26 protein-coding genes and 1 pseudogene are annotated in these 24,820 nt (G+C 70.4%); 10 read left to right on the forward strand and 17 right to left on the reverse strand.

Going from position 1 to position 24,820, the window contains the following annotated elements:
* Positions 1-26: 26 nt before the first annotated feature.
* The 10 genes and pseudogenes from A0130_12730 to A0130_12775 all read right to left on the reverse strand — a co-directional run bounded on the left by A0130_12730 (position 27) and on the right by A0130_12775 (position 8,117).
* Positions 27-1,004: an NADPH:quinone oxidoreductase gene (locus A0130_12730; GenBank protein ANF32424.1), complete on the reverse strand. Its 978-nt coding sequence runs from the start codon at positions 1,002-1,004 to the stop codon at positions 27-29.
* A gap of 1 nt (position 1,005) precedes the next feature.
* On the reverse strand, positions 1,006-1,428 hold the full coding sequence (locus tag A0130_12735; GenBank protein ID ANF32425.1) for an organic hydroperoxide resistance protein: 423 nt from the start codon (positions 1,426-1,428) through the stop codon (positions 1,006-1,008).
* Positions 1,429-1,448: 20 nt separating this feature from the next.
* Positions 1,449-1,886 carry a MarR family transcriptional regulator gene (locus A0130_12740; protein ANF33433.1) on the reverse strand — a complete coding sequence of 146 codons (438 nt, stop codon included), beginning with the start codon at positions 1,884-1,886 and terminating at the stop codon, positions 1,449-1,451.
* Positions 1,887-2,047: 161 nt separating this feature from the next.
* On the reverse strand, positions 2,048-2,950 hold the full coding sequence (locus tag A0130_12745) for a sugar kinase (GenBank protein ID ANF32426.1): 903 nt from the start codon (positions 2,948-2,950) through the stop codon (positions 2,048-2,050).
* Positions 2,947-3,708: a copper homeostasis protein CutC gene (locus tag A0130_12750; GenBank protein ID ANF32427.1), complete on the reverse strand. Its 762-nt coding sequence runs from the start codon at positions 3,706-3,708 to the stop codon at positions 2,947-2,949. Before A0130_12750 ends, A0130_12745 begins: the two co-directional genes overlap by 4 nt.
* Positions 3,705-4,700, reverse strand: a complete 996-nt coding sequence (locus tag A0130_12755; protein ID ANF33434.1) for an asparaginase — start codon at positions 4,698-4,700, stop codon at positions 3,705-3,707. The genes A0130_12750 and A0130_12755 overlap by 4 nt, the downstream gene beginning before the upstream one ends.
* Positions 4,701-4,709: 9 nt before the next feature.
* Positions 4,710-5,648, reverse strand: a pseudogene (locus tag A0130_12760) (amino acid ABC transporter permease).
* A complete protein-coding gene (locus A0130_12765; protein ID ANF32428.1) occupies positions 5,645-6,289 on the reverse strand; it encodes an amino acid ABC transporter permease in 645 nt (214 codons plus the stop codon). The pseudogene A0130_12760 and the gene A0130_12765 overlap by 4 nt, the downstream one beginning before the upstream one ends.
* 95 nt (positions 6,290-6,384) lie before the next feature.
* Positions 6,385-7,323 carry an ABC transporter substrate-binding protein gene (locus A0130_12770; protein ANF32429.1) on the reverse strand — a complete coding sequence of 313 codons (939 nt, stop codon included), beginning with the start codon at positions 7,321-7,323 and terminating at the stop codon, positions 6,385-6,387.
* Positions 7,324-7,388: 65 nt separating this feature from the next.
* A complete protein-coding gene (locus tag A0130_12775) occupies positions 7,389-8,117 on the reverse strand; it encodes a glutamate ABC transporter ATP-binding protein (GenBank protein ID ANF32430.1) in 729 nt (242 codons plus the stop codon).
* A 175-nt stretch (positions 8,118-8,292) separates the two neighbouring features.
* Between A0130_12775 and A0130_12780 the strand changes: the two genes are divergently transcribed.
* The 4 genes from A0130_12780 to A0130_12795 all read left to right on the forward strand — a co-directional run bounded on the left by A0130_12780 (position 8,293) and on the right by A0130_12795 (position 12,625).
* On the forward strand, positions 8,293-9,492 hold the full coding sequence (locus tag A0130_12780; protein ANF33435.1) for a transcriptional regulator: 1,200 nt from the start codon (positions 8,293-8,295) through the stop codon (positions 9,490-9,492).
* Entirely contained in the window at positions 9,489-10,400 is a 912-nt protein-coding gene (locus A0130_12785; protein ANF32431.1) for a hypothetical protein, read from the forward strand. Before A0130_12780 ends, A0130_12785 begins: the two co-directional genes overlap by 4 nt.
* A gap of 9 nt (positions 10,401-10,409) precedes the next feature.
* Positions 10,410-12,110 (forward strand): glucohydrolase, encoded by a 1,701-nt coding sequence (locus tag A0130_12790; GenBank protein ANF32432.1) that lies wholly within the window; start codon positions 10,410-10,412, stop codon positions 12,108-12,110.
* 71 nt (positions 12,111-12,181) lie between these two features.
* On the forward strand, positions 12,182-12,625 hold the full coding sequence (locus A0130_12795) for an ATPase (GenBank protein ANF32433.1): 444 nt from the start codon (positions 12,182-12,184) through the stop codon (positions 12,623-12,625).
* 3 nt (positions 12,626-12,628) lie between these two features.
* On the opposite strand, the gene A0130_12800 is transcribed toward A0130_12795, so the two are convergent.
* The 3 genes from A0130_12800 to A0130_12810 all read right to left on the reverse strand — a co-directional run bounded on the left by A0130_12800 (position 12,629) and on the right by A0130_12810 (position 16,132).
* A complete protein-coding gene (locus A0130_12800) occupies positions 12,629-13,213 on the reverse strand; it encodes a TetR family transcriptional regulator (GenBank protein ID ANF32434.1) in 585 nt (194 codons plus the stop codon).
* 44 nt (positions 13,214-13,257) lie between these two features.
* The gene (locus A0130_12805; GenBank protein ID ANF32435.1) at positions 13,258-15,537 is read right to left on the reverse strand and encodes a penicillin-binding protein; all 2,280 of its coding nucleotides are present in this window, start codon (positions 15,535-15,537) and stop codon (positions 13,258-13,260) included.
* Between the two features lie 130 nt (positions 15,538-15,667).
* The gene (locus tag A0130_12810) at positions 15,668-16,132 is read right to left on the reverse strand and encodes a transcriptional regulator (protein ANF32436.1); all 465 of its coding nucleotides are present in this window, start codon (positions 16,130-16,132) and stop codon (positions 15,668-15,670) included.
* 317 nt (positions 16,133-16,449) lie between these two features.
* Between A0130_12810 and A0130_12815 the strand changes: the two genes are divergently transcribed.
* The 4 genes from A0130_12815 to A0130_12830 all read left to right on the forward strand — a co-directional run bounded on the left by A0130_12815 (position 16,450) and on the right by A0130_12830 (position 19,972).
* On the forward strand, positions 16,450-17,250 hold the full coding sequence (locus A0130_12815) for a hypothetical protein (protein ANF32437.1): 801 nt from the start codon (positions 16,450-16,452) through the stop codon (positions 17,248-17,250).
* Positions 17,251-17,316: 66 nt separating this feature from the next.
* The gene (locus tag A0130_12820; protein ANF33436.1) at positions 17,317-17,991 is read left to right on the forward strand and encodes a PadR family transcriptional regulator; all 675 of its coding nucleotides are present in this window, start codon (positions 17,317-17,319) and stop codon (positions 17,989-17,991) included.
* A 146-nt stretch (positions 17,992-18,137) separates the two neighbouring features.
* Positions 18,138-19,151, forward strand: coding sequence for an ABC transporter (locus A0130_12825; protein ANF32438.1), 1,014 nt, complete (start codon positions 18,138-18,140; stop codon positions 19,149-19,151).
* Positions 19,148-19,972, forward strand: coding sequence for a multidrug ABC transporter permease (locus A0130_12830; protein ID ANF32439.1), 825 nt, complete (start codon positions 19,148-19,150; stop codon positions 19,970-19,972). The genes A0130_12825 and A0130_12830 overlap by 4 nt, the downstream gene beginning before the upstream one ends.
* A gap of 25 nt (positions 19,973-19,997) precedes the next feature.
* On the opposite strand, the gene A0130_12835 is transcribed toward A0130_12830, so the two are convergent.
* Both A0130_12835 and A0130_12840 read right to left on the reverse strand, forming a co-directional pair.
* Positions 19,998-20,753 (reverse strand): transcriptional regulator, encoded by a 756-nt coding sequence (locus A0130_12835; protein ANF32440.1) that lies wholly within the window; start codon positions 20,751-20,753, stop codon positions 19,998-20,000.
* A gap of 382 nt (positions 20,754-21,135) precedes the next feature.
* On the reverse strand, positions 21,136-21,768 hold the full coding sequence (locus A0130_12840) for a uracil phosphoribosyltransferase (GenBank protein ANF32441.1): 633 nt from the start codon (positions 21,766-21,768) through the stop codon (positions 21,136-21,138).
* 38 nt (positions 21,769-21,806) lie between these two features.
* Between A0130_12840 and A0130_12845 the strand changes: the two genes are divergently transcribed.
* Positions 21,807-22,274, forward strand: coding sequence for a tRNA-specific adenosine deaminase (locus tag A0130_12845; protein ANF32442.1), 468 nt, complete (start codon positions 21,807-21,809; stop codon positions 22,272-22,274).
* A gap of 8 nt (positions 22,275-22,282) precedes the next feature.
* On the opposite strand, the gene A0130_12850 is transcribed toward A0130_12845, so the two are convergent.
* Together A0130_12850 and A0130_12855 are read right to left on the reverse strand one after the other, a co-directional pair.
* On the reverse strand, positions 22,283-22,984 hold the full coding sequence (locus A0130_12850) for a hypothetical protein (protein ID ANF32443.1): 702 nt from the start codon (positions 22,982-22,984) through the stop codon (positions 22,283-22,285).
* Positions 22,981-23,943: a cation diffusion facilitator family transporter gene (locus tag A0130_12855; protein ID ANF32444.1), complete on the reverse strand. Its 963-nt coding sequence runs from the start codon at positions 23,941-23,943 to the stop codon at positions 22,981-22,983. The genes A0130_12850 and A0130_12855 overlap by 4 nt, the downstream gene beginning before the upstream one ends.
* Before the next feature lie 23 nt (positions 23,944-23,966).
* Here A0130_12855 and A0130_12860 point away from each other — a divergent pair, with 23 nt between their 5' ends.
* Positions 23,967-24,812: a pyrroline-5-carboxylate reductase gene (locus A0130_12860; protein ID ANF32445.1), complete on the forward strand. Its 846-nt coding sequence runs from the start codon at positions 23,967-23,969 to the stop codon at positions 24,810-24,812.
* Positions 24,813-24,820: the final 8 nt, after the last annotated feature.

Here is a 24,820-nt window from a genome sequence, read left to right on the forward strand (position 1 = left end):
GGCGCAGCCCACCCCGTCGGTGCCGGTCAGGGGCGCAGGAGCACCTTGCCGACACGGCCCGGCTGGTCGCTCGCGGCGACGGCGGACGCGATGTCGTCGAGGGAGTGGATGCTCGCGACCGGGAGGGTCAGCGTCCCGTCGAGGATGCGGGCGAACAGCTCCTGGAACAGGCGGCCGCGGATGTCGGCGGGCATCTCGCGGCTGACGACGCTGCCCCAGAATCCCTTCACGGTGGCCTGCTTGAAGATGATGTCGCCCGAGGAGAGCTCGAGGGTCGAGGACGCCATGGCCCCGAACACGACGAGCGTGCCGTTCTCGGCGAGCGTCGACAGCACGTCGCCCGCGGAGGACCCGCCGACGGAGTCGACGCCCACGCGGATCGGGGCGCCGCCGGTGATCTCGGCGAGGCGGTCGCGCCAGCTCTCGTCGTCGGTCGCGATGACGCGCTCGATGCCCTGAGCGCGGAGCTCGTCGACGCCGGCGGACCGGCGGACCAGCCCGACGACGTTCAGCCCGCGGGCGGCGCCGAGCTGCGCGACCATCCGGCCGACGGCGCCGTTCGCGGCGTTCTGGATGAGCCAGTCGCCCTCGCTCAGGTCGAGCGACTCGAGCAGGCTGATGGCGCTGAACGGCATCGAGACCAGCTGTGCGGCGGACTCGTCCGGGAGTCCCTCCGGAACCGGGATGAGCCCGGCCGCGCGGGTGACGAAGTACTCGCTCCAGACGCCGAAGGTGCCGCCGGTGACGACGCGCTGGCCGACCGTGAGGTTGTCGACGCCCTCGCCGAGCGCATCCACGACGCCGAGCGCCTCGGTGCCGGCCTGCGCGGGCAGCTCCGGCTTGTAGCCGTAGGTGCCGCGGACGGTCCACAGGTCGTGGTTGTGAATGGGGGAGAGCAGCAGGCGGACGCGGACCTCGCCGGCGCCGGGCTCGGGGAGCGGACGCTCCTCGGTGGCCAGCACCTCGGCCGGGTCGCCGAACTCGTGGTGGATGAGCGCCTTCATGTCAGTCCTCCGAGACCAGGATCTGCACGTCGATGTTGCCGCGCGTCGCGTTCGAGTAGGGGCAGACCTGGTGGGCTGCATCCGCGAGCGCCTGCGCCTGGTCCGCCTCCAGACCCGGCAGGACGACCTCGAGCAGCACCGCGAGCTGGTAGCCGCCCTGGCCGTTCGGGCCGATCTGCACGCGGCCGCCGACCGACGAGTCGTCGATCTTCACCTTCTGGCTGCGGGCCACGGCCTGCAGCGCGGAGTGGAAGCACGCCGCGTAGCCGGCGGCGAACAGCTGCTCGGGGTTGGTGCCGGAGCCCGAGCCGCCCATCTCCTTCGGCACGGCGAGGTCGAGCGCGAAGGTGCCGTCGCTGGTGGCGACGCGGCCGTCGCGGCCTGCTCCGGTCGAGAGGGCTTCGGCGGTGTAGAGGACGTTCATGAGTTCCTTTCTGAGGGGGTTCAGTTCGTCGGGGCGACCGTGCGCTCCGCGGTAGCGGCGTGCATGGTCTCGGTGAGACGGTGGAGGGTGTCGATCAGGGCCGTGGCGGCCTCCTGGTCGGGAAGCCCGGTGCCCGCGGCGATCCGGGCGGGGATGTGCGCCAGCTCCGGACGCAGCTCGCGGCCGCGCTCGCCGATGCTCACGGTCACGACGCGCTCGTCGTCCGACCGGCGCTCGCGCGTCACCAGCCCGGCCTGTTCCATGCGGCGCAGGAGCGGGGACAGCGTCCCCGAGTCGAGCTGCAGGTGGTCGCCGAGGGAGGACACGGTCTGGTCGCCCTCCATCCAGAGGGTGACGAGCACGAGGTACTGCGGATACGTGAGGCCCCACGGCTCCAGCAGTGTGCGGTACGCCTGGGTCGTGGCGCGGGTCGCTGCGTAGAGCGAGAAGCACACCATCTCGTCGGTCACGGGCATACCGCTAACATCGCACACAATCCAGTTGTGCACAACTCATTCTCACCGACTGGACGCCTAGTTGACGCAACACGCCGTCGGCGGTGCACGCATTGCGGCGTGTTGCGTCAACCAGACGAGGGAGAGGGTAGGGGCGGGCGGGGTCAGCGGGCGGCGGCGAAGGCGAGGAGCGCGGCTCCGGCGCGGCCGGCGTCGCCGCCGAGGGCGGACTGCACGACCGGAGGGCGGTCGCGCCAGGCGAGGCCGGCCGACATGCGCTCGCCGAGCGGGGCGAACAGCGCGTCTCCGGCGTGCGACACGCCTCCGCCGAGCACGATGAGCCCGGGGTCGAGCAGCAGGGTGAGGATGTTGAGGCCCTGCGCGAGGACGTCGAGCGCCTCCGACCACACGCGATCAGCGATCGGGTCGATGCCCAGTCGCTCCACGATCCGCCGGGTGCTGAGGTCGCCGCCGCCGGCCGCGCGGTAGCGGCGGGCTACACCCGCGCCGGACATGTAGACCTCGAGGCAGCCGCGCTGCCCGCACGTGCACGGCTCGCCGCCGGGGATCACGGGGATGTGGCCGAACTCGCCGGCGGCGCCGGTCGCGCCGGTCACGGCGCCGCCGGACGAGACGAGGGCGGCGGCGACGCCCGTGCCGATCGGCACGAGGGCGAAGTCGCCGAAGCCGCGGGCCGCCCCGGCGCTGCGCTCCGCGAGCCCGGCCGCGCGCACGTCGTGGCCGACGGCGACCGGAAGGCCGAGCTCGGAGCGCAGGATGTCGAGGAGCGGCACATCCCGCCAGCCCAGATTGGACGCGTAGTGCACGAGCCCGCGCTGCTCGTCGAGCATCCCGGGGGTGGCCACGCCCGCGCCGACCACGTCGTGACCGTCGTCGCCCGCGGTCCGCCGCAGCTCCTCCAGCATCGCGACGAGCGACCCGAGGATGCCGTCGGCGGGTGTCGCGCGCGTCGACTCGGCGACGGCGGTGCCGTCCTCGGCGACGATCGCGCCCTTCATCGCCGTCCCGCCGAGGTCGACGGCGAGGACGACGGAGGACCCGCTCACGCGACGCCCTCCTCGACGCCGGTATCCCGCCCGATCGCCGCCATCACGGCGCGCACGACACCCGCCGACGTGACCTCGCGCGTCCCCGCGTCGTACGCCGTCGGCGCCCCGGCGGCGACGGTCGCGACCGGCTCCTGCGCCCGAAGGTGCACCTCCCGCACGCCCGTCCGCGATACCAGCTCGGCCACGTTCGCCGGCCGCACGCCGCCACCGGCGAGCACCGCTATGCGGTCGCCCGCCTGCGCCACGAGCGCCGCGAGCGACTCCGCACCGGCCGTTGCCGTCTCCGCCCCTCCGGACGTCAGCACCCGCGCAACACCCAGCGACACCAGGCGCTCCAGCGCCTCCGCCCGGTCGGGCACCTGGTCGAACGCCTTGTGGAACGTCAGCGGAGCATCCCCGCACGCGGCCACGAGCCGTCGCGTCGCGTCCACGTCGATCCGACCGTCCGGCCGGAGCGCCCCGACCACGAAGCCCAGGGTGACACCCGGTGCGTGGGGCAGCACGCGCAGCGAGTGGATGTCGTCCACCATCGCCTGCAGCTCGTCCTCGTCGTAGACGAAGTCGCCGGGCCGCTGGCGGATGAGCACCTGGATGCCGATCCGCGTCGCAGCACGCAGCGCGCCCGCGACCGTCCCGACGGACGGGGTGATGCCGCCCTCGGACAGCGCCGCGCACAGCTCCACCCGGTCTGCCCCCGCCTCCTCGGCGACGCGGACCCCGGGGAGGTCGTCCAGGCAGATCTCGACGACGGTCACGCGAGGCGCTCCAGCGCGGCCGTCAGGTCCGCGCCGGGCTCGATCGCGCCGACCGGCACGCCGCCGCCGAGCACCGGCAGGTCGACGAGCGCGCGGGCGTCCGCGATCGGGGTGCCCAGCGCCTCCAGCACGCGCAGGGCGATCAGGGTCGTCGCCCGCGGGCTGCCGTCCACGATCTTCATGGCGACCGCGGTACCGTCGGCCGCCGCGACGCCGATCACGCCCTCGGCGCCGCCCTTCGCGAGCGCGCCGGGGACCGTCTCCATCAGCGTCGTGTTCTGGTGGCCGCTTCCGCCGACGTAGTAGGGGTGCTCGCGCATGGCGTCGGTGACCGCGCGCTCCGGCGTCCCGGGCTCGGCCTGCACCAGGCGGCCGAACGCGCGGGCGACGCCGCGCACGCTGGTCCCGAAGAGCGGCGCGCCGCAGCCGTCGATCGCGTCGTGTCCCACGGGGACGCCCGTCAGCGAAGCCATCGTGGCGCGGACGTGCTGCTGAAGGGGGTGCGACGGATCGAGGTAGCCCTCGGTGGGCCAGCCGTTGGTCGCGGCGGCGAGCAGCATCGCGGCGTGCTTGCCGGAGCAGTTCATCCGGATCCGCGACCGGCCCTCGCCGTCGCGCAGCATCCGCTCGAACGTCGCCTCGTCCTCCGGCCGGTCGACCGGGCAGCCGAGCGCCGCGTCGTCGACGCCGGCCCGCGTGAGCAGCGAGCGCACCAGGCGCACGTGCTCGTCCTCGCCGGTGTGGCTGCCCGCCGCGATCGCCAGTTCGGGGCCGGACAGCGGCGCACCCGCCGTCAGGCAGGCGAGCGCCTGCAGCGGCTTCACCGTGCTGCGCGGCAGCACCACCGCATCCGGGTCGCCCAGCTCGATCAGCGGTGATCCCGCCGGGTCGAGGGCGACGAGGCTGCCGAAGTGCCGGCTCTCGATCAGTCCCGAGCGGCGGACGACCGCGAGCTCGGCGAGGGTGGAAACGGTGGGTGCGGCGCTAGGCATGATCGGCTCTCGGGTGGCGGTGGCCGCGTCGTCGTCGTGGTCGACGGCGGCGACGGCGGGAAGGGACGGGAGGGTCGGCGGCGCGGTGCTCCGGCGCCGCGACCCGCGCTGCAGGCGCGACGCGAACGCCGACAGGCTGCCGTTGACGATCAGGTAGATCACGGTCACCGCGACGTACGTCGGGATGAGGAGGTGCAGGTATGACGCGAGCACCTGGCCGCGGTACAGCAGCTCGGTGAAGGCGACGATGTAGCCGAGCGATGTGTCCTTGAGAAGGCTCACGAACTGGGTCACCAGCGACGGCGTCACGTTCCGGATGGCCTGCGGCAGCACCACGTACGTCATGGCCTGGACCGGCCGCATCCCGAGGCTGAGCGCCGCCTCGCGCTGCCCGCGCGGAAGGCTCAGGATGCCGGCGCGCACGATCTCGGCGAAGACGGCCGCGTTCGCGATGGTCAGCGGCACGACGAGCTTCCACAGCGTCGGCAGGTTGATGCCGATCTGCGGCAGGCCGAACAGCATCAGGTAGATGACGAGCAGCACGGGCACCGTGCGCGCGATCTCGATGTAGAGGCCGCAGACGAAGCGCACCCAGCGGACCTGGCTGACCCGGCCGAGCGCGAGCAGCACGCCGAGGATGGCGCCGAGCACGGCGACGATGGCCGCTGCCTCCAGCGTCCCGAGCAGTCCGACCAGCAGGTACTGCCAGATCGCCCACTCGGTGAACGGAGCCCAGCGCTCGGGCGCGAGCTGCCCGTGCGCGGCGAACTGCCAAAGCCCGAGGCCGACGATGACGGCGAAGATCAGGATGCTGACGATCGACCCGACGAGGATGTTCCGACGACCGCGGGGCCCCGGCACGTCGTAGATGAAGGCGGCGTCGTAGCGGCGCTTCGTGCGCGTGGCGCGCACCGGCGCCGGACGGTCGGGGATGAGCTGTGCGGTCATCGGGCGATCGCCACCTTCCGCTCCACCCAGCCGGCGGCGAGGCCGATGGCGAGGGCGATGGCCATGTACACGAGTCCGGCGCTCGAGAAGATCACGATGGGCTGCGCGGCGACGAGGTTCACCTTGTTGACCTCGGCCGTGAGCTCGACGACGCCGACCGCCGCGGCGAGGGCGGTGTTCATCGCGAGGGCGATCATGACGTTTCCGATCGGCTGCACGACCGCACGCAACGCCTGCGGCACGACGACGTACCGCAGCGACTGCCACAGGGTCAGCCCGAGCGCGCGGGACGCCTCCACCTGCCCGACCGGGACGGTGTTCACACCCGAGCGCACGGCCTCCGCGACGTAGGCGGCCTCGTACACGGTCAGCACGATGATCGCCGTCGGGGTCAGCGGCAGCAGGATGCCCGCATCCGGCAGTGCGAACACCGCGAGCAGGAGCAGCGCCAGCAGCGGCACATTGATGAAGAACTGGACGTAGAGGAACGCCGCGGCGCGCAGCACCGGAATCGGGCTGACGCGCGCGATCATCACCAGCACGCCGAGCACGATGGAGCCGACGCCTGCCACCACGGCCATCAGCAGCGTGGTGCCGAGCGCCTGGACCAGCGGTCCCAGGTTGTCGATCAGGGGGTTCATCGTTCTCTCGTCGGGCGCGGGTGGGAGCAGAGGGGGAGGGGAGGCCGGATGCGCGCGGGCGTGGGGGTCGCCTCCACGCGCATCCGGCCCGTCTGTCAGGAGCCGGGGACGGACCCGATCTCCGGCGGCGTCGGCACGTCGGAGTCGGTCACGGTGCCGAGCGTGGTCTTCCACGCCTTGCCCCACTGGCCCCCCTTCTGGATGGTCTTCAGCCAGTCGTTGACGAACTTCTTGAAGTCGTCGTCGCCGTGCTTGAGGCCGATGCCGTAGGGCTCCTTCGTGAAGGGGTTGCCGACGACCTTGATCTGCTTCTCGCTGGCGGCGTCGCTCGCGAGCAGGGTGTAGTCCTGCACGTAGGCGTCGCCGCGGCCCTGGATGAGCGCCTGCACGGCGGCCGGGTCGGTGCCGAACGCGGTGACGGTGGCCTTCGGGGCGATCTTGGGCACCTCGGTCACGGCCGGCGTGTTGGCGCCGACGATGACGTTCTTGCCGTCGATGTCCTTGTAGCTCTTAATGTCCGTGTTGTCGCTCTTGACCGCGACCGCGAGGCCGGACTCGAAGTACGGACCGGCGAACGCGACCTGCTTGGCGCGCTCCTCGGTGATCGTGTACGTGTTGAAGACCACGTCGACGGTGTCGTTCTGGAGCATCGCCTCGCGGGTCTCCGACGCCGGCGGGACGATCTCCACGTTCGGCTTGCCGATGATGTAGGTCGCGAGCAGCTTGGCGAGCTCGGCGTCGAAGCCGTTCACCTTACTGGGGTCGGTCGGGTCCTGCTGCGAGAGCAGCGGGGCGTCGAGCGCTTCGGCGACGATGAGCTTGCCGCGCTTCTTGATCTTCTCCATGGTCGAGCCGGAGAGGATGAGGTCGGCCTTCGCGACGGGCGCGCCGGCCAGCACCGAGTCACCGGACGCGGTCGAGCTGGCGTCGCTGCCGGGCAGTGCCGTACCTCCGGAGCACGCGGTGACGGCGAGCGTCACGGCGGCGAGCAGGACGCCGGCGACGGCGCTCTTCCTGCGGATGCTGCGGGTCATGGGATGCATCCCTTTCTGATGTGGGCGGGGTGTGATGTGGAGCGGTGGTGCGCGGCCCTGCGCTGTCAGTGCGACAGCACGGAGGCCAGGAACGACTGCGCCCGCGCGGTGGCCGGCGAGTCGAAGAACTGTGCGGGCGGGGCCTGCTCGACGATCTGGCCGCGGTCCATGAAGACCACGCGGTCGGCGGCGCGACGGGCGAAGCCCATCTCGTGGGTGACGACGATCATCGTCATGCCCTCCTTGGCGAGGGAGGTCATGACATCCAGCACCTCGCCGACCATCTCGGGGTCGAGCGCGCTCGTCGGCTCGTCGAAGAGCATGACCTTCGGTTGCATGGCGAGCGCGCGGGCGATGGCTGCGCGCTGCTGCTGGCCGCCGGAGAGCTGGGCCGGGTGGCTGTCGGCCTTGTCGGCGATCCCCACACGGTCGAGGAGCTGCATCGCCTGGGCGCGCGCGGCGTCCTTGCCGAGCTTGCGCACCTTGAGCGGGGCGAGTGTGACGTTGTCGAGGATCGTGCGGTGTGCGAACAGGTTGAACGACTGGAAGACCATGCCGACCTCGGCGCGGAGCTTCGCGAGCGGAGCGCCCTCCTCGGGGAGCAGCTCGCCGTCGACGCGGATCTCACCGGAGTCGATCGTCTCGAGCCGGTTGATGGAGCGGCACAGCGTCGACTTGCCCGAGCCGGACGGCCCGACCACCACGACGACCTCGCGCTCGGCGACGTCGAGGTCGATGTTCTGCAGCACGTGGAGGTCGCCGAAATGCTTGTCGACCGCGCGCAGGCTGACCATCGGCCGGGCGTTCGTTGCTGTCATCGGTGGTTCCTCGCGTCGTTGTCGGGCAGGTTTCGATGAGCGTACTAAGTAACCCCCGATAACCGCAATATCGAAATTAGTTAATGCGATATCGAACGAACTCGGTACAGTATTCTCGACGAAACGAGGGGACGCGCCGATGGTGAGCACGATGGGGCCGAGCACGGTCGAAGGGACGCCGGTCCACGCCGGTCCCGGTACACCCGGTGGCATCCTCGACCTCGTGCGCTCCGGCCGCTCCCGGTCGCGCGCCGACATTGCGCGCAGCACCGGCCTCTCGCCCTCGACCGTCTCGCAGCGGGTGGACGCTCTGATCGCGGCGGGCTATCTCCGCGAGGCCGGCGCGGGCGTCTCGCACGGCGGACGCCGCCCGCGGGCCCTCGAAGTGGATGCGTCCACGGGTGTCGTCTGCGCCGCAGACCTCGGTTCGCACCACGCCACGTTCGGACTCATCGACCTCGGCGGCCGCCTCCTCGCCTCCCGGAACGAGCCGATGGACATCGGCACCGGCCCCGGCGCCGTGCTCGGCTGGATCGCCGAGATCGCCGCCGAGCTGACGGCCGAGCACGCGCAGCCCGGACAGACACTCCGCGGCTTCGGGATCGGCTTGCCCGGCCCGGTCGACTCGACCTCCGGCCGCATGGTGTCACCCTCGCGCATGCCTGGATGGAACGGGGTCGACGTCGCCGCCGAGCTCACCCGGATCACCGGCCTCCCGGCCGCCGCGGACAACGACGCCAACCTGATGGCCCTGGGGGAGTACGACACCCTCGCGGCAGGGGGCGCGGAGGTCGGCGAGCTGGTGTTCGTCAAGGCGGGGTCGAGCATCGGCTGCGGCATCATCGCCTTCGGCGGCGTCTATCACGGCTTCCATGGCATGGCCGGCGACATCAGCCACGTCACGGTCCCCGGCGCGCCTGCCGTCCTCTGCTCCTGCGGGCGGATCGGCTGCCTGGACGCGGTCGCCGGGGGCGCCGCGATCGTGCAGGCCCTGCGGTCCTCCGGCGTCGACGTCGCCGACACGCGCGAGGTGCTGGCGCTGGCCCGCGACGCGCATCCCCGTGCGACGCAGGAGCTGCGGGAGGCGGGTCTCCGCACCGGCGGCGTGCTGGCGACGATCATGAACTTCTTCAACCCGCAGCGGCTCGTGCTCGGCGGCATCCTGGGCGAGGCGGAGGCGTTCGTCGCCGGTGTGCGGTCGGCGATCTACTCCGACTGCCTGCCGATGATCACCGACCAGCTCGACATCGCGGTGAGCGCGGCGAAGGAGAACGCGGGCATCCGCGGCGCCGGTCGGCTCATCCTCGACGCCCTGTTCGACCCGTCGCGCGTCGACCTCGTCGTGCGATGACCGCGCACGGCGTCGCGGTCGTCGGCGCGGGCCGGATGGGTGAGGCGCACGCGACGGCCTGGGCGCGGCTCGGCGTTCCGGTGCGCTGGGCCGTCTCCCCGCGCCGCCGCCCCGAACTCCGGGATGCGCCGGACGCCCGCTGGGCGACCTCCCTGGCGGAGGCGCTCGCCGATCCGGACGTCACGATCGTGTCCATCTGCACGCCGACGCCGTCGCACGCCCCGCTGGCGATCGAGGCGCTCGACGCCGGGCGTCACGTGCTGCTGGAGAAGCCGATCGCGCTGACCGTCGACGACGCGCACCGGGTCGCCGCTGCGGCATCCCGCGCACCCGGGACCCTCATGGTCGCGCACGTCGTCCGGTTCTTCCCCGGCTACGCCGCGCTCGCCTCCCGCGTCGCCGCCGGGTCGGTCGGCCGCCCACGGGTCGTGCGCGCCTCCCGGATCTCGGACGCGCCCGTCGGCTACGACTGGCTGGAGGACGAGGAGCGTTCCGGCGGGATGCTCGTCGACTTCGCCATCCACGACATCGACCAGGCGAACGCCCACCTCGGACGCGCGGTCGCGGTGACGAGCGTCCCGCTGCGCGGCGAGGGCTTCGGTGCCCCGGTCGCCACCACCATCGAGTACGCCGACGGCGGTGTCGCGCAGCTGCTGCATGCCTCCGACCTGCCCGCCGGCGTTCCGTTCCGTTCCACGCTCGAGGTCGTCGGGGACGCCGGGGTGGACACGGCAGAGACGGCCGCCTGGGAGGCCTTCGTGGCGCAGGCCCGCTACTTCCTGGAGTGCGCCGAGCGCGGCGCCGAGCCGGCGCGCGCGCCCGTGGCCGCGGCGGTCGAGGCCCTCACGGTCGCGTTGGCCGCCCGCGAGTCGGCGCGGACGGGACGGCGGGTGCCGCTCCCCGGGTAGGGTGGGCGCGTGAACGACAAGTGGTGGCAGTCGGCGGTCGTCTATCAGGTCTACCCGCGGAGCTTCGCCGACAGCGACGGCGACGGCATCGGCGACCTGCGCGGCGTGATCGAGCACCTCGACTACCTCAAGACGCTCGGCGTCGATGTGGTCTGGCTGTCCCCGATCTACGCCTCGCCGCATGACGACAACGGCTACGACATCAGCGACTACCGCGCGATCGACCCGCTGTTCGGCACCTTCGAGGACTTCGACGAACTGCTCGACGGCCTGCACGCGCGCGGGATGAAGCTCGTCATGGACCTCGTGGTCAACCACACCTCCGATGAGCACCCGTGGTTCATCGAGTCGGCATCCTCGACCGACAACCCCAAGCGCGACTGGTACTGGTGGCGCCCGGCGCGGGCCGGCCACCAGCCCGGCGAGCACGGCGCCGAGCCGAACAACTGGGGCTCCTTCTTCTCCGGTCCCGCCTGGCAGCTCGACCCGCAGACCGGCGAGTACTACCTCCACCTGTTCTCCCGGAAGCAGCCCGACCTCAACTGGGAGAACCCGGAGGTGCGCGAGGCCGTCTACGACATGATGAACTGGTGGCTCGACCGTGGGGTCGACGGGTTCCGGATGGACGTCATCAACTTCATCTCGAAGGTGACCGACCTGCCCGACGGCGAGGTGCCCGAGGGCGCGCTGTACGGGAACGCGTACCCGTACTTCGGTCAGGGGCCGCGCATCCACGAGTTCCTGCACGAGATGCACCAGCGGGTGTTCCTCGGCCGCGGCGACCGCTACCTCACGGTCGGCGAGATGCCGGGCGTCGACGTCGAGCAGGCGCGGCGCTTCACCGACCCGGCGAACGGCGAGCTGGACATGGTGTTCCAGTTCGAGCACGTCGACCTCGACCACGGCCCCGGCGGCAAGTGGGACCACCGTCCCGCCTCGGTACTGGACCTGAAGCGCAACCTGTCGAAGTGGCAGGAGGGTCTCGCGGAGGTGGGCTGGAACAGCCTGTACTGGAACAACCACGACCAGCCGCGGGTCGTCAGCCGGTTCGGCGACGACGGCGAGCACCGGGTGGTGTCCGCCAAGGCGCTCGGGACGGTCCTGCACCTGATGCGCGGCACGCCCTACGTCTACCAGGGCGAGGAGCTCGGGATGACGAACGTGCCGTTCGCGTCCATCGACGACTTCCGCGACATCGAGTCGCTCAACCACTACGCCGAAGCGGTCGACATCCTGGGCGCCCCCTCGGAGGTCGTGCTGGCGGCCCTGCGGCGGACCAGCCGCGACAACGCCCGTACGCCGATGCAGTGGACCGCCGGCCCGAACGCCGGGTTCACGACCGGGACGCCGTGGATCGCGGCCAACCCGAACGCGAGAGAGATCAACGCCGAGGCGGAGGTCGCCGACGACGACTCCGTGTTCGCGCACTACCGCGCCCTGATCGACCTGCGGCACCGGTCGGAGGTCGTGGCGCGCGGCGACTACACGCTGGTGCTGCCGGAGCATCCGCAGATCTTCGCGTACACCCGGATGCTCGGTGACGAGGCGTTGCTCGTGCTCGCGAACCTGACCGGCGACGAGGCGACGTTCGACCCCGCAGAGCTGCCCGGATGGTCGGACGCGGAGCCCGTGCTCTCGAACCTCGACGGCTCGGCCGCCGCCCGTGGCGTGCTGCGGCCCTGGGAGGCGGTCGTCCTCGCGCGAGGCTGACGTGCGCCGCGCCGGTCTTGCGCCGTCGCTCCCGAGAGGTGTGGGATAGGCGGCACGAACCGGGAGGCGATATGGGCGAGTACGTGGCGCGTGCGGAGATCGACGTGACGGCCCCGCGCAGCACGGTCTGGAAGGTGCTGACCTCGAACGGCGCACGGCCGGAGATCATGTTCGGGGCGGAGGTCGTCTCGGACTGGCGGGTCGGTTCGAGGATCGCCTGGCGCGGCGAGTGGCAGGGCAAGACGTTCGAGGATCACGGCCGCGTCATCGAGCTCGAGAACCGCGAGGAGCCCTGGCGCATCGTGCTGACGCACTTCAGCCCGCTGAGCGGTCAGCCGGACGTGCCCGACAACTACCACACGCTCCGGTTCGAGTTGGATGCCATCCCGGGCGGCACGCGCATCACCCTCGACCAGGACAACAATCCCACCCGGGAGGCCGCCGAGCACGCGCAGGCGAACTGGGCTCAGATGCTCGCCGGCGTGAAGACCGTCGCCGAGCGCGACCAGAACTGACGCTCAGTCGCCGAACGCCTCGCGGAGGAACGCCGTCAGGAAGACGTCGAACGCCTGCACGGTGCCGTTGCGGTCGCCGCTGATCAGGAAACCGAAGTGCAGGCCGGCGGCGGAGTCGACCAGCCAGTGCGCGAGCACCCCCGCGCGGCGCGTCTCGATGCCCTGCTCCTTGAGCCAGGACTTCACGGTGTCGCGCCACTGCGTGAAGGCGACGGTGACGCGCTGTCCGATGTCGGGGTCGATCGGCTCCAAGGCGCCCGCCTCGAACTGCAGGCGCAGGGCCGTCCGGTTGTTCTCGCGGAGCGAGTGACGGAAGGCCTCCTTGTACCAGTCGCGGAACTGATTGCGGTCGAATGCGGTCACATCCACGCCGACCAGCGACTCGGACTGCTGGCGCACTCCCTCTTCGAGGATGGCGTCGATCATCTCCTGACGCGACCCGAAGTGGTAGACGAACGAGTAGGTGCTGACCCCGAGGGCGCTCGCCAGGCTGCGGAACGTCATGCGCGAGAGCGGCTCGGTCGCGACATGGTCCATGATGCGCGCGAGGAGCTCCGGCTTGCGATTCGGATCTGGAGTGCGGCCCACGCGATAACACTAGTCCGAATATCGCGCCGGATGACTAGTCGTCTCTAGGGCTTCTTCCCCGGAGGATTGCCGCCGTTCCCGTTGCCACCCGCACCAGCCCCGGGCGCGGGCGCGGGCGCCGCCGGGGCGCTGGGCGCGGTGGGTTTCGTCGGCTTCGGCGCAGGCGGAGCGGTCGTGTACTTGCCGGCCGGCGACGGGAAGGCCGAGCCCCCGTACGCGGCGTTCAGCGCCGTCATGACCCGCTTCGCGATGGCGAACTTGACGTTGCCGCCGCCGACGCCCTGGAAGCTGACGCTGCGGAGCGCGACGCCGCCCTCGACATTGCCCACCCAGGTAGCCTGGGCGACCTTCGTAGTCGAGGTCACGAGCCAGTTCTCGACCGAGTTGTCTGTCGTACCCGTCTTGCCGAAGACCGGGATGCCGTCGCCCGGGTTTGCGGAGGCTGCCGTACCGCCGCCGCGGAGCACACCCTGGAGGGCGTAGATCGCGGCCGCAGCCACCTGGGGGTCGATCGGCGTGGTCGAGCACTGCGACTTCGGAACGGCGTGCGCGCTGCCGTCGGCGTTCACGATCTTGTCGATCGCGATCGGGCTGCACGCCACGCCGTTGTTGGCGAGGCCGGCGTACGCGGTCGCCATGGTCAGAGGCGCGATGTAGTTCGTGCCGAGCACCGACGACGGGTTCGCCCTGTATGGATTGGTCTGCTCGTCGGCCCCGTGCACCAGCAGGTCCTGAGCGCGCTGCTTGATGCCGCAGAGGTCGAGCGAGGTCGCCATCTTGGCGAAGATCGTGTTGATCGACTGCGCGGTCGCGTTCATGACCGTCGTGGAGGTGACGGACTCGCCTTCATCGTTCGAGACGTTCCACGGCGCACCGCCGATGTCGTTGCAGGGGTCGCTCGAGTGGAACGAGGTCTGCGGAAACACATGCTGCGTGCCGTTGACGGACTGGTAGAGCGAGTGCCCCTCGTTAAGCCACTCGAGCAGGTCGAACACCTTGTACGCCGACCCGGTCTGGAAGCCCTCCGAGGCTCCATAGGCGTAGTCGGTGTTGTAGTTGACCGCCGTCGTGGACGGAGCCGGGGCCGCGGTGTTGTCGTACGGCCGGTTCTGGACCATAGTCACCACCCGGCCACTGCCGACTTCGACGGAGACGTTGGACGATCCGACATCGAGGCGGGGATCGGCCGGCGGGATATAGGCGCTGACAGCAGCTTGGGCCTGCGACTGCAGGTCGAGGTTCAGCGTCGTGTAGATCTTGAGGCCGCCGCGCGTGAGGAAGTTGGAGCGGTCGTCGCCGGTCTTGCCGAAGATCGGGTCCTGCTCGATCACGCGCTCGACGTAGTCGCAGAAGAACGCCGCGTTGTACTGCTGGGCCGACATGCAGCCGTTCTGCGACGCGGTGATCTTCGGCTCGACCTTCGTCGCACGCGCGGCGTCGTGCTCCTCCTTGGTGATCTTGCCGTTGGCGAGCATCCGGTCGAGCACGTAGTTGCGGCGGTCGAGGGTCTCTTTGTACCCGTTGGCCGCGCCGTTCTCCTTACTGTCAGGCTTGTCGATACGCAGGTTGTCCGGGTTGTTCAGGATGGCGATCAGCGTCGCCGCCTGCTGCAGGTTCACATCCTTCGCTCCGACGCCGAAGTAGTACTCCGCCGCCGACTGCACGCCGTAGACGCGACCGCCGAACAGGGCGATGTTCAGGTAGCTCTGCAGGATGTCGTTCTTCGAGTACTCCTTCTCGAGCCCGATCGCGTACCGCATCTCTTTGAGCTTGCGGGACGGGTCGACCTTCGTGGCGTCGTTGTAGCAGGCCTCGTACGCGGTCAGCTGCTTCTTCTGCACCGCATCGGTCGCCGTCGGGTCGGGCTGCTTGTTCTCACAGCGCTGCACGAGGATGTTCTTGACGTACTGCTGGGTGATGGACGAACCGCCCTGCACCGACTTGTGCAGCGCCGTGAGGACGGCGCCGCGCAGGGTGCCGGAGACGTCGACGCCGCCGTGCTCGTAGAAGCGCGGATCCTCGGTCGCGACGGCCGCGTCTTTCAGGTTCTGGGAGATGCCGTCCCAGCCGACCTCGATGCGGTTCTGCGAGTAGAAGGTCGCGATCGGCACCTGCTTCCCGTTGCTCAGCGCGTACATCGTGGAAGCCTGGGCCAGCGGCTCGACCTTGATGTACTCGGGCAGTCCGTCGAAGACGCTGATGGTGGAGTCGGCCGCCGAGCCGGTCAGCGCGACCGCCGGTGTGACCGCAGCCGCTGCGAGCACGCCGGCCAGACCGCTCAGCGCGACGAATCCCGCGAGGGCAGGAGCCCATCCCCATCTCATGCGTCCAGTTCTCCCTCGTCGAGACCGTTCTTCCGTGGCGGCAATGATACGCGTCGGTCGTGACGGCTCCGGGAGGTCGACGCTCAGGTTGTGGAGAGAACGAACGCCTCCGGGCCTGTGGACGGTTTCCTCAGGAGGTCTCGCGCAGCTTGTCGCAGAGCTGGGCGAGCGTCTCGAGCTCCTCGGTGGTCAGCCGTCCGCCGACGCGCGCGTTGATCGTCTTCATGTGATCGACCGCGACGCGGCGGAACATCTCGAACCCCGTGTCGGTCAGGCGGATGACGGTGCCGCGGGCGTCCGACGGCTCCGGCTCCTTCGCGACGAGGCCGCGGGCGACCAGGCGGTCGACGAGCCTGCTGACGCTGGGCTGGGTGAGGAGCACGTGCTTGTTGAGATCCCGGAGCCGCAGCTCACGGTTCGGCTGCCGCGAGAGGTTGAAGAGGACGTCGTACTCGTTGAACGAGATGTCCCGCGTCGGGAACTCCGCCGCCAGCGTGCGCATGACGGCGACCTGCGCGCGGAACAGCGACTCCCACGCCGCCACCGCGCTGATGCGGGACCGGCCGGGTGAGCTCTGCGTCGCGGTCTCGGCCATGGCTCTCCTCCTCATGCTCGATGCATTCGCATCTTCTCATCATGAGGGTACGTCGACATCCGTGTCACCACGGGCGCGAGGCGGATGGAGAGGGCCCCGGGCAAAGATCGAGGGCCGGTCGCAGAGGCTAGCGACCGGCCCTCTCCCTTGCACCAAGAGTGTCCTGCAATCACATTCCGCGATGGCTGCCACAGCAAACAACCATTGCTCTTGAACTATATAACGAAGAGGTAACGGCATCTAGTTATCAAGTCGTTATTTTTTCTGCGAATCTTCTCTGTCCTGCCAAGCGGTCCGCTGAGAGGTACCCTCATCGCGTGAGCGAGGACTCCGCGGCCTTCCGGGGCGACATCCCGGCGCACTACGACTCGAACCTCGGGCCGGTGCTGTTCGAGCACTATGCCGACGTGCTCGGGCGCGCGGTGGCCGAGACCGAGCCGGGCCGAATCCTCGAGACCGCCGCCGGCACCGGCATCTCTTCTGCCGCGATCGCGCGCTACAGCCCGCGGGCGGAGCTCGTCCTCACCGACCTCAACGAGGCGATGCTCCACCTCGCGCACAAGAAAGTGCCCGCGTCGACCCGCATCGACGTCGCCGACGCCCAGCACCTGCACTTCCATGACGGCAGCTTCGACGTGGTCGCGTGCCAGTTCGGCGTGATGTTCCTGCCTGACCTGGGCGCGGGTCTTCGTGAAGCCCGTCGCGTGCTCGCGCCGGGCGGCGTCTTCCACTTCTCGGTGTGGGACAGCCATGCGAAGAACCGGTTCGCCGCCATCACCCACCGCCTGATCGTCGAGACGTTCCCCGACGATCCGCCGGCGTTCTACCAGGTTCCATTCGGGCTGAGCGATGTGGGCTACCTGCGCGACGCCGCCCAGGCGGCGGGGTTCGGCCGCATCCGGGTGGATGTGCTGCCGCACCGGTCGAGGGTCGTCTCCTGGTCGGTCTTCGCGGATGGCCTGCTGCTGGGCAACCCGGTGGCGGACCAGCTGCGCCGGCGCGGGGCCGACCTGCAGGCGCTCATCCGCGAGCTCGCGCGCCGCCTCGAGGTGGAGTACGGACCGTCGCCCGCGGACATCCCGCTGCAGACCCTCTTCTACCGCGCCTATCCGGCGTGACGCTGGACAAGATCACTCGAAAGCGAATACTCTACTCAGAGTAATTGATCTCGAGTGGAGGTGACCATGCCCAAGCGCGCCGTATCCAACCCGCTGGCCCTGGCCGTGCTCGCCTGCCTCTGGGAGCGCCCGATGTACCCGTACGAGATGACGACGACCATGCGCGAGCGGGGCAAGGAGGACAGCATCCGCCTCAACTTCGGCTCCCTCTACGCGGTCATCAAGTCGCTCGAGAAGCACGGCTTCATCGAGGTCGCGCAGACCGAGCGCGAGGGCAACCGGCCCGAGCGGGTCGTGTACGCGATCACCGACGCCGGGCGCGTCGAGGCGGAGGAGTGGCTCCGCGAGCTCATCGAGGTGCCGGTGAAGGAGTACCCGGCGATCGAAACCGGCCTGTCGCTCCTGCCGATGCTGCCGCCGCAGGTCGCCGCCGACCTGCTCGAGAGCCGGCGCGACCGGATCGACGAAGACCTCGCCGCACGGCGCACGCTGCACGAACAGGCCCAGGGGCTTCCGGAACTGTTCATGATCGAGTCCGACTACCGCGTCGCGATCCTGGAGGCCGAGCGCACGTTCGTCGCCGATCTGGCCGCGCGCATCCGCGACCGCTCGATCGGCGGCTTCGACGGCTGGGAGGAGCTGCACCGGCTGCTCGCCGAAGGCGTCGGGATGGAGGAGCTGACCGAGCGCATCGCCGTCGGCTTCTTCGGGGAGGAGGCGGCCGCCCTGTACCGCGCGTAGACAGAACGATGGCCGGAGAGCGGCAACTCTCCGGCCATCCACACCTTCAGTCGTTCCATCCGGAACCTGCGTCAACAGTCACCGAGGGCTCCTTCCAGGATATCCCGTTGCGGTGGCTGACCATCAGATCAGAGAGGAAAGCCACCATGGCATCCGCAACCGGGCCGGCGCTCGCCGCCGCCCACCTCGTGAAGACCTACAGCGGCGGGAGGGGCAAGCCCGCCGTCCGCGCGCTCGACGACCTCGGCTTCGAGGTCGAGACCGGGACGGTGTTCGGCCTGCTCGGCCCGAACGGCGCCGGCAAGTCGACCACGATGAAGATCCTGTCGACCCTCGCCCGGCCCGACTCCGGGTCGGCATCCGTGGCCGGGATCGACGTCATCCGCCATCCCGCCCGCGTGCGCCGGGCCATCGGGTACGTCGCCCAGAAGCCGGTCTCCGACCCGTCCGACACCGGGGTCGAGAACCTCGTGCTGGCCGGGCGGCTGCAAGGCATGTCCGGTCGGGAGGCGGCGGCGCGCGCCCGCGAGCTGCTCGACCGCTTCGGCCTCACCGACCACGCCCGGCGGCAGGTGAAGACCTATTCCGGCGGCATGGCCCGCAAGCTGGATGTGGCGATCGGCCTCATGCACCGGCCGCAGGTGCTCTTCCTCGACGAGCCGACCACCGGTCTCGACCCGGAGGCGCGCGCGGAGCTCTGGCTGGAGCTCGAGCGGATGACGGCGGCCGAGAACCTGACCGTGCTGCTGACCACGCACTACCTGGACGAGGCTGACCGCCTCGCCGACCGGCTCGCGATCGTCGACCACGGCCGCATCGTCGCCGGCGGCACGCCGGAGGAGCTGAAGAACGGCCTCCGCGGCGACGCCATCGTCGTCGAGCTGGCCGGGGACGCCGATCCACTCGCCGGGCTCTCGGCCCTGGAACGGGTGGATGCGCTGCGCGAGGTGGGCGGCGACGGCCGCACCCTGCGCGCCCGAGCGGACGTGGGCGCATCCACCCTCCCGCTCGCCCTCGCGGCGCTCGAGGCTGCCGGCGTCGCGGTCGCCTCCGCCACGGTCGCCCGGCCGAGCCTGGACGACGTCTACCTGCGGCACACCGGCCGCACCTTCACGCGGGCGCAGGAGTCCGCCGAGTTCGTCCTGGAGGATGCATCATGACCGCCGCAACGCTCGCCCCGTCCCGTCCGCTCCGCCGGACCGGGCCCACCTTCGTCACCCACACCCTGCTGCTGACCGGGCGTCAGCTGCGGGCGGCATGGCGGATGCCGGCGTTCCTCGTCATGAACCTGGTGCAGCCGGTGATCTGGCTGCTGCTGTTCGGGCAGCTGTTCAAGTCGGTCATCGAGATCCCCGGCTTCGGGGTCGGGCAGAGCTACCTCGAGTACCTGACTCCGGGGGTCGTCATGATGCTCGCGCTGTTCGGGAGCGCGTGGTCGGGGACCGTCTACATCCAGGACATGGACCGCGGCGTGATGGATCGGTTCCTCACCTCGCCGACCAATCGCGCGGCGATGATCGTGTCGACGCTGGTGTACCAGTCCATCCTCGCGGTCGCCCAGTCGCTCGTGGTGGTCGGGATCGCGTTCTGGGCGGGCGCGCGCTTCGAGGGCGGGGTGGTCGGCATCCTCCTGCTCCTTCTCGGAGTGGTGCTGCTGACCGCGGTGTTCTGCTCGCTGTCGAACGCGGTCGCGCTGCTGGCCCGCGAGCAGACCGCGCTCATCGGAATCTCGCAGCTGATCACGCTGCCGCTGATGTTCCTCAGCTCGGCGATCATGAACACGAAGCTGTCGCCGGAGTGGGTGCAGAACGTCGCCGCGTACAACCCGTTCGAGTGGGCCGTGATCGTGGGCCGCCAGGCGCTGAGCGCCCATCCCGACTGGTCCGACCTCTGGTTCCACGCCGGGCTGCTGGTTGCGCTTGCGGTCGTGATGGCAGCGTGGGCCACCTCGGCCTTCCGCACCTACCAGCGCACCGCCTGATACCGGGCGGGCGCCGCCTCCCCCGTCAGAAGAGGTCGGGGGAGGGGGCGCTGGCGTAGCGGATGGAGACGTCGGCGTGGCGGTCGAAGCGGTAGCCGACACCGCGGACCGTGCGCACGATGTCCTCGTAGCGGGCCAGCTTGGAGCGCAGGCGGCGTACGTGGACGTCGATGGTGCGCTCGTTCGGCACCTCGTCCTCGTCGGCGTCGCTCCACAGCGAGCTGATCAGCTCGGAGCGCTCGATCGTCCGGCCCTCGCGCAGCACCAGGTACTGGAGGAGCTCGAACTCCTTGTACGTCAGCGCGACGGTCTGGTTGTCGAGCACCAGGCGCTTGCGCGAGATGTCGACGACGACACCGGAGGCGGCGCGGTCCTCGTCCTCGTCGACCGTGACGGCCTGGCGGTGCTTGGCGACCGCCGACGGGTCCTGCAGGGCGAGGCGGACCACATCCACGTCGCGTCCGCCGGCGCCGGCCGGGGCCAGAGCGACCGCGGCGTACGTCTCGGCGGAGGGGGCGATCTCGGCGGTCAGGCGCTTCAGCGCCTCCACGATGCGGCCGAGGTCGGTGCCGTCTGCGAGGGCCTTCGCCTCGTCGATGCCGACGTAGAGCACGAAGCCGCGGGCCTCGGTGCCCTCCGGGACGGCGCGGATGCGCGGAGCGGAGTCGGTGGGGGCCGGTGCGTTGGCGGCCGGCGCGGCGGCGGGGGCCGGACGGACCGGGGAGACCGGCGAGACGGTGGCGGTGCGGGCGTAGGTGGTGTCGATGGTGGCCAGAGACATGGGGATCAAGTCCTTCGATGATGATGTTCCGCGTCCCGGTGTGCGACGATGCTCCGCCGATGCGACGGAGGTGCGGGGACTCGCGGGGAGTGTCGTGTTGTGCCCTGTCAGAGAGGGCTGATGCGCGGGAGCCTGGTTGCGGCGATCCCGGGGAGCGTTCGCCAGGTCACGACCGGATCGGGTCGGAGGGCGGCTGCTCGGCGAATGGTCGTCAGATCAGCGGCACATTCGGCAACACATGACTGCGTCGCGGCCGGCCATCATCATGCCGGCATTCCCAAGGGCCTCGAAGGAGGTCAGGGTACGCGCGTTGTCAGTCATGCAGGAAAGTAAAACCGATCATGACTCGACGTGTCAAATGGTTACGTAATATTGCGGGCCGCTACACGGTGCCGTAGAGGCGGTCGCCGGCGTCGCCGAGACCCGGCACGATGTAGCCGTTCTCGTTGAGCCGCTCGTCCAGCGAGCCGAGAACGATGGTCACGTTGCGGCCCTCGGTCGCCTTCTCCAGCGCCTCCAGGCCCTCGGGGGCGGCGAGCAGGCAGATAGCGGTCACATCCACCGCGTTGCGCTGGAACAGGAAGTCGATGGCCGCCCCGAGCGAACCGCCGGTGGCGAGCATCGGGTCGAGCACGAAGCACTGCCGGTCGGAGAGGTCCATCGGCAGGCGCTCGGCGTACGTCGTCGGCTCCAGCGTCTCCTCGTTGCGCACCATGCCGAGGAACCCGACCTCGGCGGTCGGCATCAGCCGCACCATCCCCTCGAGCATGCCGAGCCCGGCGCGCAGGATGGGGACCACCAGCGGACGCGGCTCGCTCAGCGCGACGCCGGTCGTCTTCGTGACGGGAGTCTGGATCTCGACCGGCTCGACGCGCACACCGCGCGTGGCCTCGTAGGCGAGCAGGGTCACGAGCTCTTCCGTGAGCTGGCGGAACACCGGCGACGGGGTCGACGCGTCGCGGAGCACCGTCAGCTTGTGGGTGATGAGGGGGTGGTCCGCAACGTGCACTCGCATAGGCTCAAGGCTAGCCGAAACATCCCGGAGGAGCCCCCGTGAGCCTGACCGTGCCCAGCTCGTACGAGCAGTGGATGCGCGCCGCGCTCGACGACGCCCGCCGGGCGTTCGACACCGGCGACGTGCCGGTCGCCGCGCTGGTGCTCGACGAGGCGGGCCGCGTCATCGGCCGCGGCCGCAACGAGCGCGAGCTGCGGCACGATCCCACCGCGCACGCCGAGGTGCTGGCCCTGCGGGAAGCGGCGGCTACGCGTGACGACTGGCACCTCGAGGGATGCACGCTCGTCGTGACGCTCGAGCCCTGCGTGATGTGTGCTGGGGCGGTGCTCGCGGCGCGCGTCCCGACCGTCGTGTTCGGCGCGTGGGATGAGAAGGCCGGCGCCGGCGGGTCGGTCTACGACGTGCTGCGCGACCGGCGGCTCAACCATCAGGTGCAGGTGTACGCGGGGGTGCTCGCGGAGGAATGCGGCGAGGTGCTGCTCGATTTCTTCCGCGCGAAGCGCTGAGGCAGCGCTTACTTCTTCAGGCTGCTGAGCCACTCCGAGAAGGCCGCGCGTGACGCCTCCTGCATCCGGGCCGAGTGCAGCTCGCGGTCGCGGCGAAGTGCCTCCGGGTCGATCGCCAGCTCGTCCAGCTCGTTGTACCCGTCCGCGACCCACGCCTCGTGCATCTCGTCGGTGACCTCGGGGTGGAACTGCACCGCGAGCGCGAAGTCGCCGATCGCGAACGCCTCGTTCGAGTAGTCGCTGGACGACGCGAGCAGAGTCGCCTCCTCCGGCAGCTCGAACGTGTCGCCGTGCCACTCCACCACCGGGACGCCGTCGAAGTGGCGGATGGGGGAGTCCGCGCCCGCCTCCGTCGGCTCCACCCGGCGGTAACCGATCTGGGTGGTGTCACCGCGGTACACGCGCTGCCCGAGGGCCCCGGCCATCAGCTGGGCGCCCAGGCAGACGCCGAGGGTCGGACGCTCCGCCTCCAGCCGCGCGCGGAGCAGGTCCCTCTCGGCCTGCAGGAAGGGGAACTCGTCCGTCTGATACGCGCCCATCTCGCCGCCGAGCACGACCACCAGGTCGGCCTCCGCCGGGTCGATCGCCGTCACGTCCTCGCTGCTCGCATCCACGATCCGCAGCTCGTAGCCGTGTTCGACGAGGACGGGGCCGATGTTGCCGAGGTGGATGGTGGGGTCGTGCTGCAGGATGACGGCGGTGCGGGTCACTCGAGTCCTTTGATGACGATGGTGTCGGTGGCGGGCGCCCGGTCGTTGGGGTCGACCCAGACGTCCGGTTCGATGTAGATCACGCGAGCGGCGGGCACGGCCTCGCGGATGCGGCGCTCGACGTCGTCGATCGCGGCGGCGACGTCGGCCAGCCTGTGCTCACCCGAGAAGGCGAGTTTCGCGGCGACCATGAGCTCGTCCGGCCCGAGGTACAGCGTCTTCATGTGGATGATGCGCTCGACGTCGTCGCCCGATGTCACGGCCTGCTCGATCGCTGCCAGGTCCTGGTCGCTCGCGCCCTCGCCGACGAGCAGGCTCTTCGTCTCCATGCCCAGGATGATCGCGACGGTCACCAGCAGGGCACCGATCAGCACCGTCCCGATGCCGTCCCAGACGCTGTTGCCGGTGATGATCGTCAGCCCCACGCCGAAGAGGGCGAACACCAGACCCGTGAGGGCGGCCACATCCTCCAGCAGCACGACCGGGAGCTCGGGGGCCTTGGCGCGGCGGACGAACTGCGGCCACGTCATCCCCTTTTTATGCGGGCGCGACTCGTGCACGGCGGTGCGCAGCGAGAACGACTCCAGCGCGATGGCGATCAGCAGCACGAGGATGGGCAGCCACGCGTTCTCGAGCGGGTGCGGGTGGGTGAGCTTCTCGACGCCCTCGTAGATCGAGAACACGCCGCCGACCGAGAACAGGATGATCGACACGACGAACGCGTACACGTAGCGCTCGCGGCCGTAGCCGAACGGGTGCTCGCGGTCGGCCTTCCGGCGGGACTGGCGACCGCCGAGGAGCAGGAGGAGCTGGTTGCCGGAGTCGGCGAGCGAGTGGACGCCCTCCGCCAGCATCGACGACGACCCGGAGAAGAACCAGGCGATGAACTTGGTCAGGGCGATTCCGAGGTTGGCCGCGAACGCGGCCACGATGGCTCTGGTCCCACCTGATGCGCTCATGGCCCCAATCCTAGGATGGAGCCATGGACGACGCGCAGAGGTTGACACTTCCGACGATCGCGATGCTCGGGGCGGGCTCGATGGGCCGCGCCATCCTGAGCGGCCTGCTGGCGCCCGGGGTGCAGGTGGCGGGCATCCGGGTCACCAACCGGTCGGAGGCGAAGGCGGCGGAGCTCGCCGGCACGCCGGGTGTCACGGCGTACGCGACCGAGACCGAGGCCGACGCGAACCGGCTGGCCGTGGACGGCGCGCAGGTGGTCCTCGTGGCGGTGAAGCCGGCCATGGTGCGCGACCTGCTCGCCGAGATCGCCGATTCGCTGGCGCCGGAAACGGTCGTCGTCAGCGTCGCCGCCGGCGTGACCGCGGCGACAATGGAGTCGCTGCTGCCCGACTCCGTGTCGGTCGTCCGCGCGATGCCGAACACGCCCGCCGTGGTCGGCCAGGCCGTGACGGGGGTTTCGGCCGGGTCGCGCACCGATCCGTCCGACCTGGACGTGGTGCGCGCCCTGTTCGAGACCGTCGGCGAGGTCGTCGAGGTGCCCGAGTCGCAGCTGGATGCGCTGAGCACGATCTCCGGCTCCGGCCCCGCCTACGTGTTCCTCCTGATGGAGGCGCTGACCGAGGCCGCCGTGCAGAAGGGCTTCACCCCCGAGCAGGCGGCGACGCTCGTCAACGGCACCTTCCTCGGCGCCTCCCAGCTGCTCGTCTCCTCCGGCGAGGACCCGGCCGAGCTCCGCCGCCGCGTCACGAGCCCCAACGGCACCACCGAGCGCGCCATCGCCGTCCTCACCGACGCCGACCTCCCGGCCCTCTTCGCCCGAGCCACCGACGCCGCCCTGGCCCGCGCCCGCGAACTGGCCGCCGGCTGACCGAAGAC

The organism is Leifsonia xyli, from assembly GCA_001647635.1.
Lineage (GTDB): Bacteria > Actinomycetota > Actinomycetes > Actinomycetales > Microbacteriaceae > Leifsonia > Leifsonia xyli_A.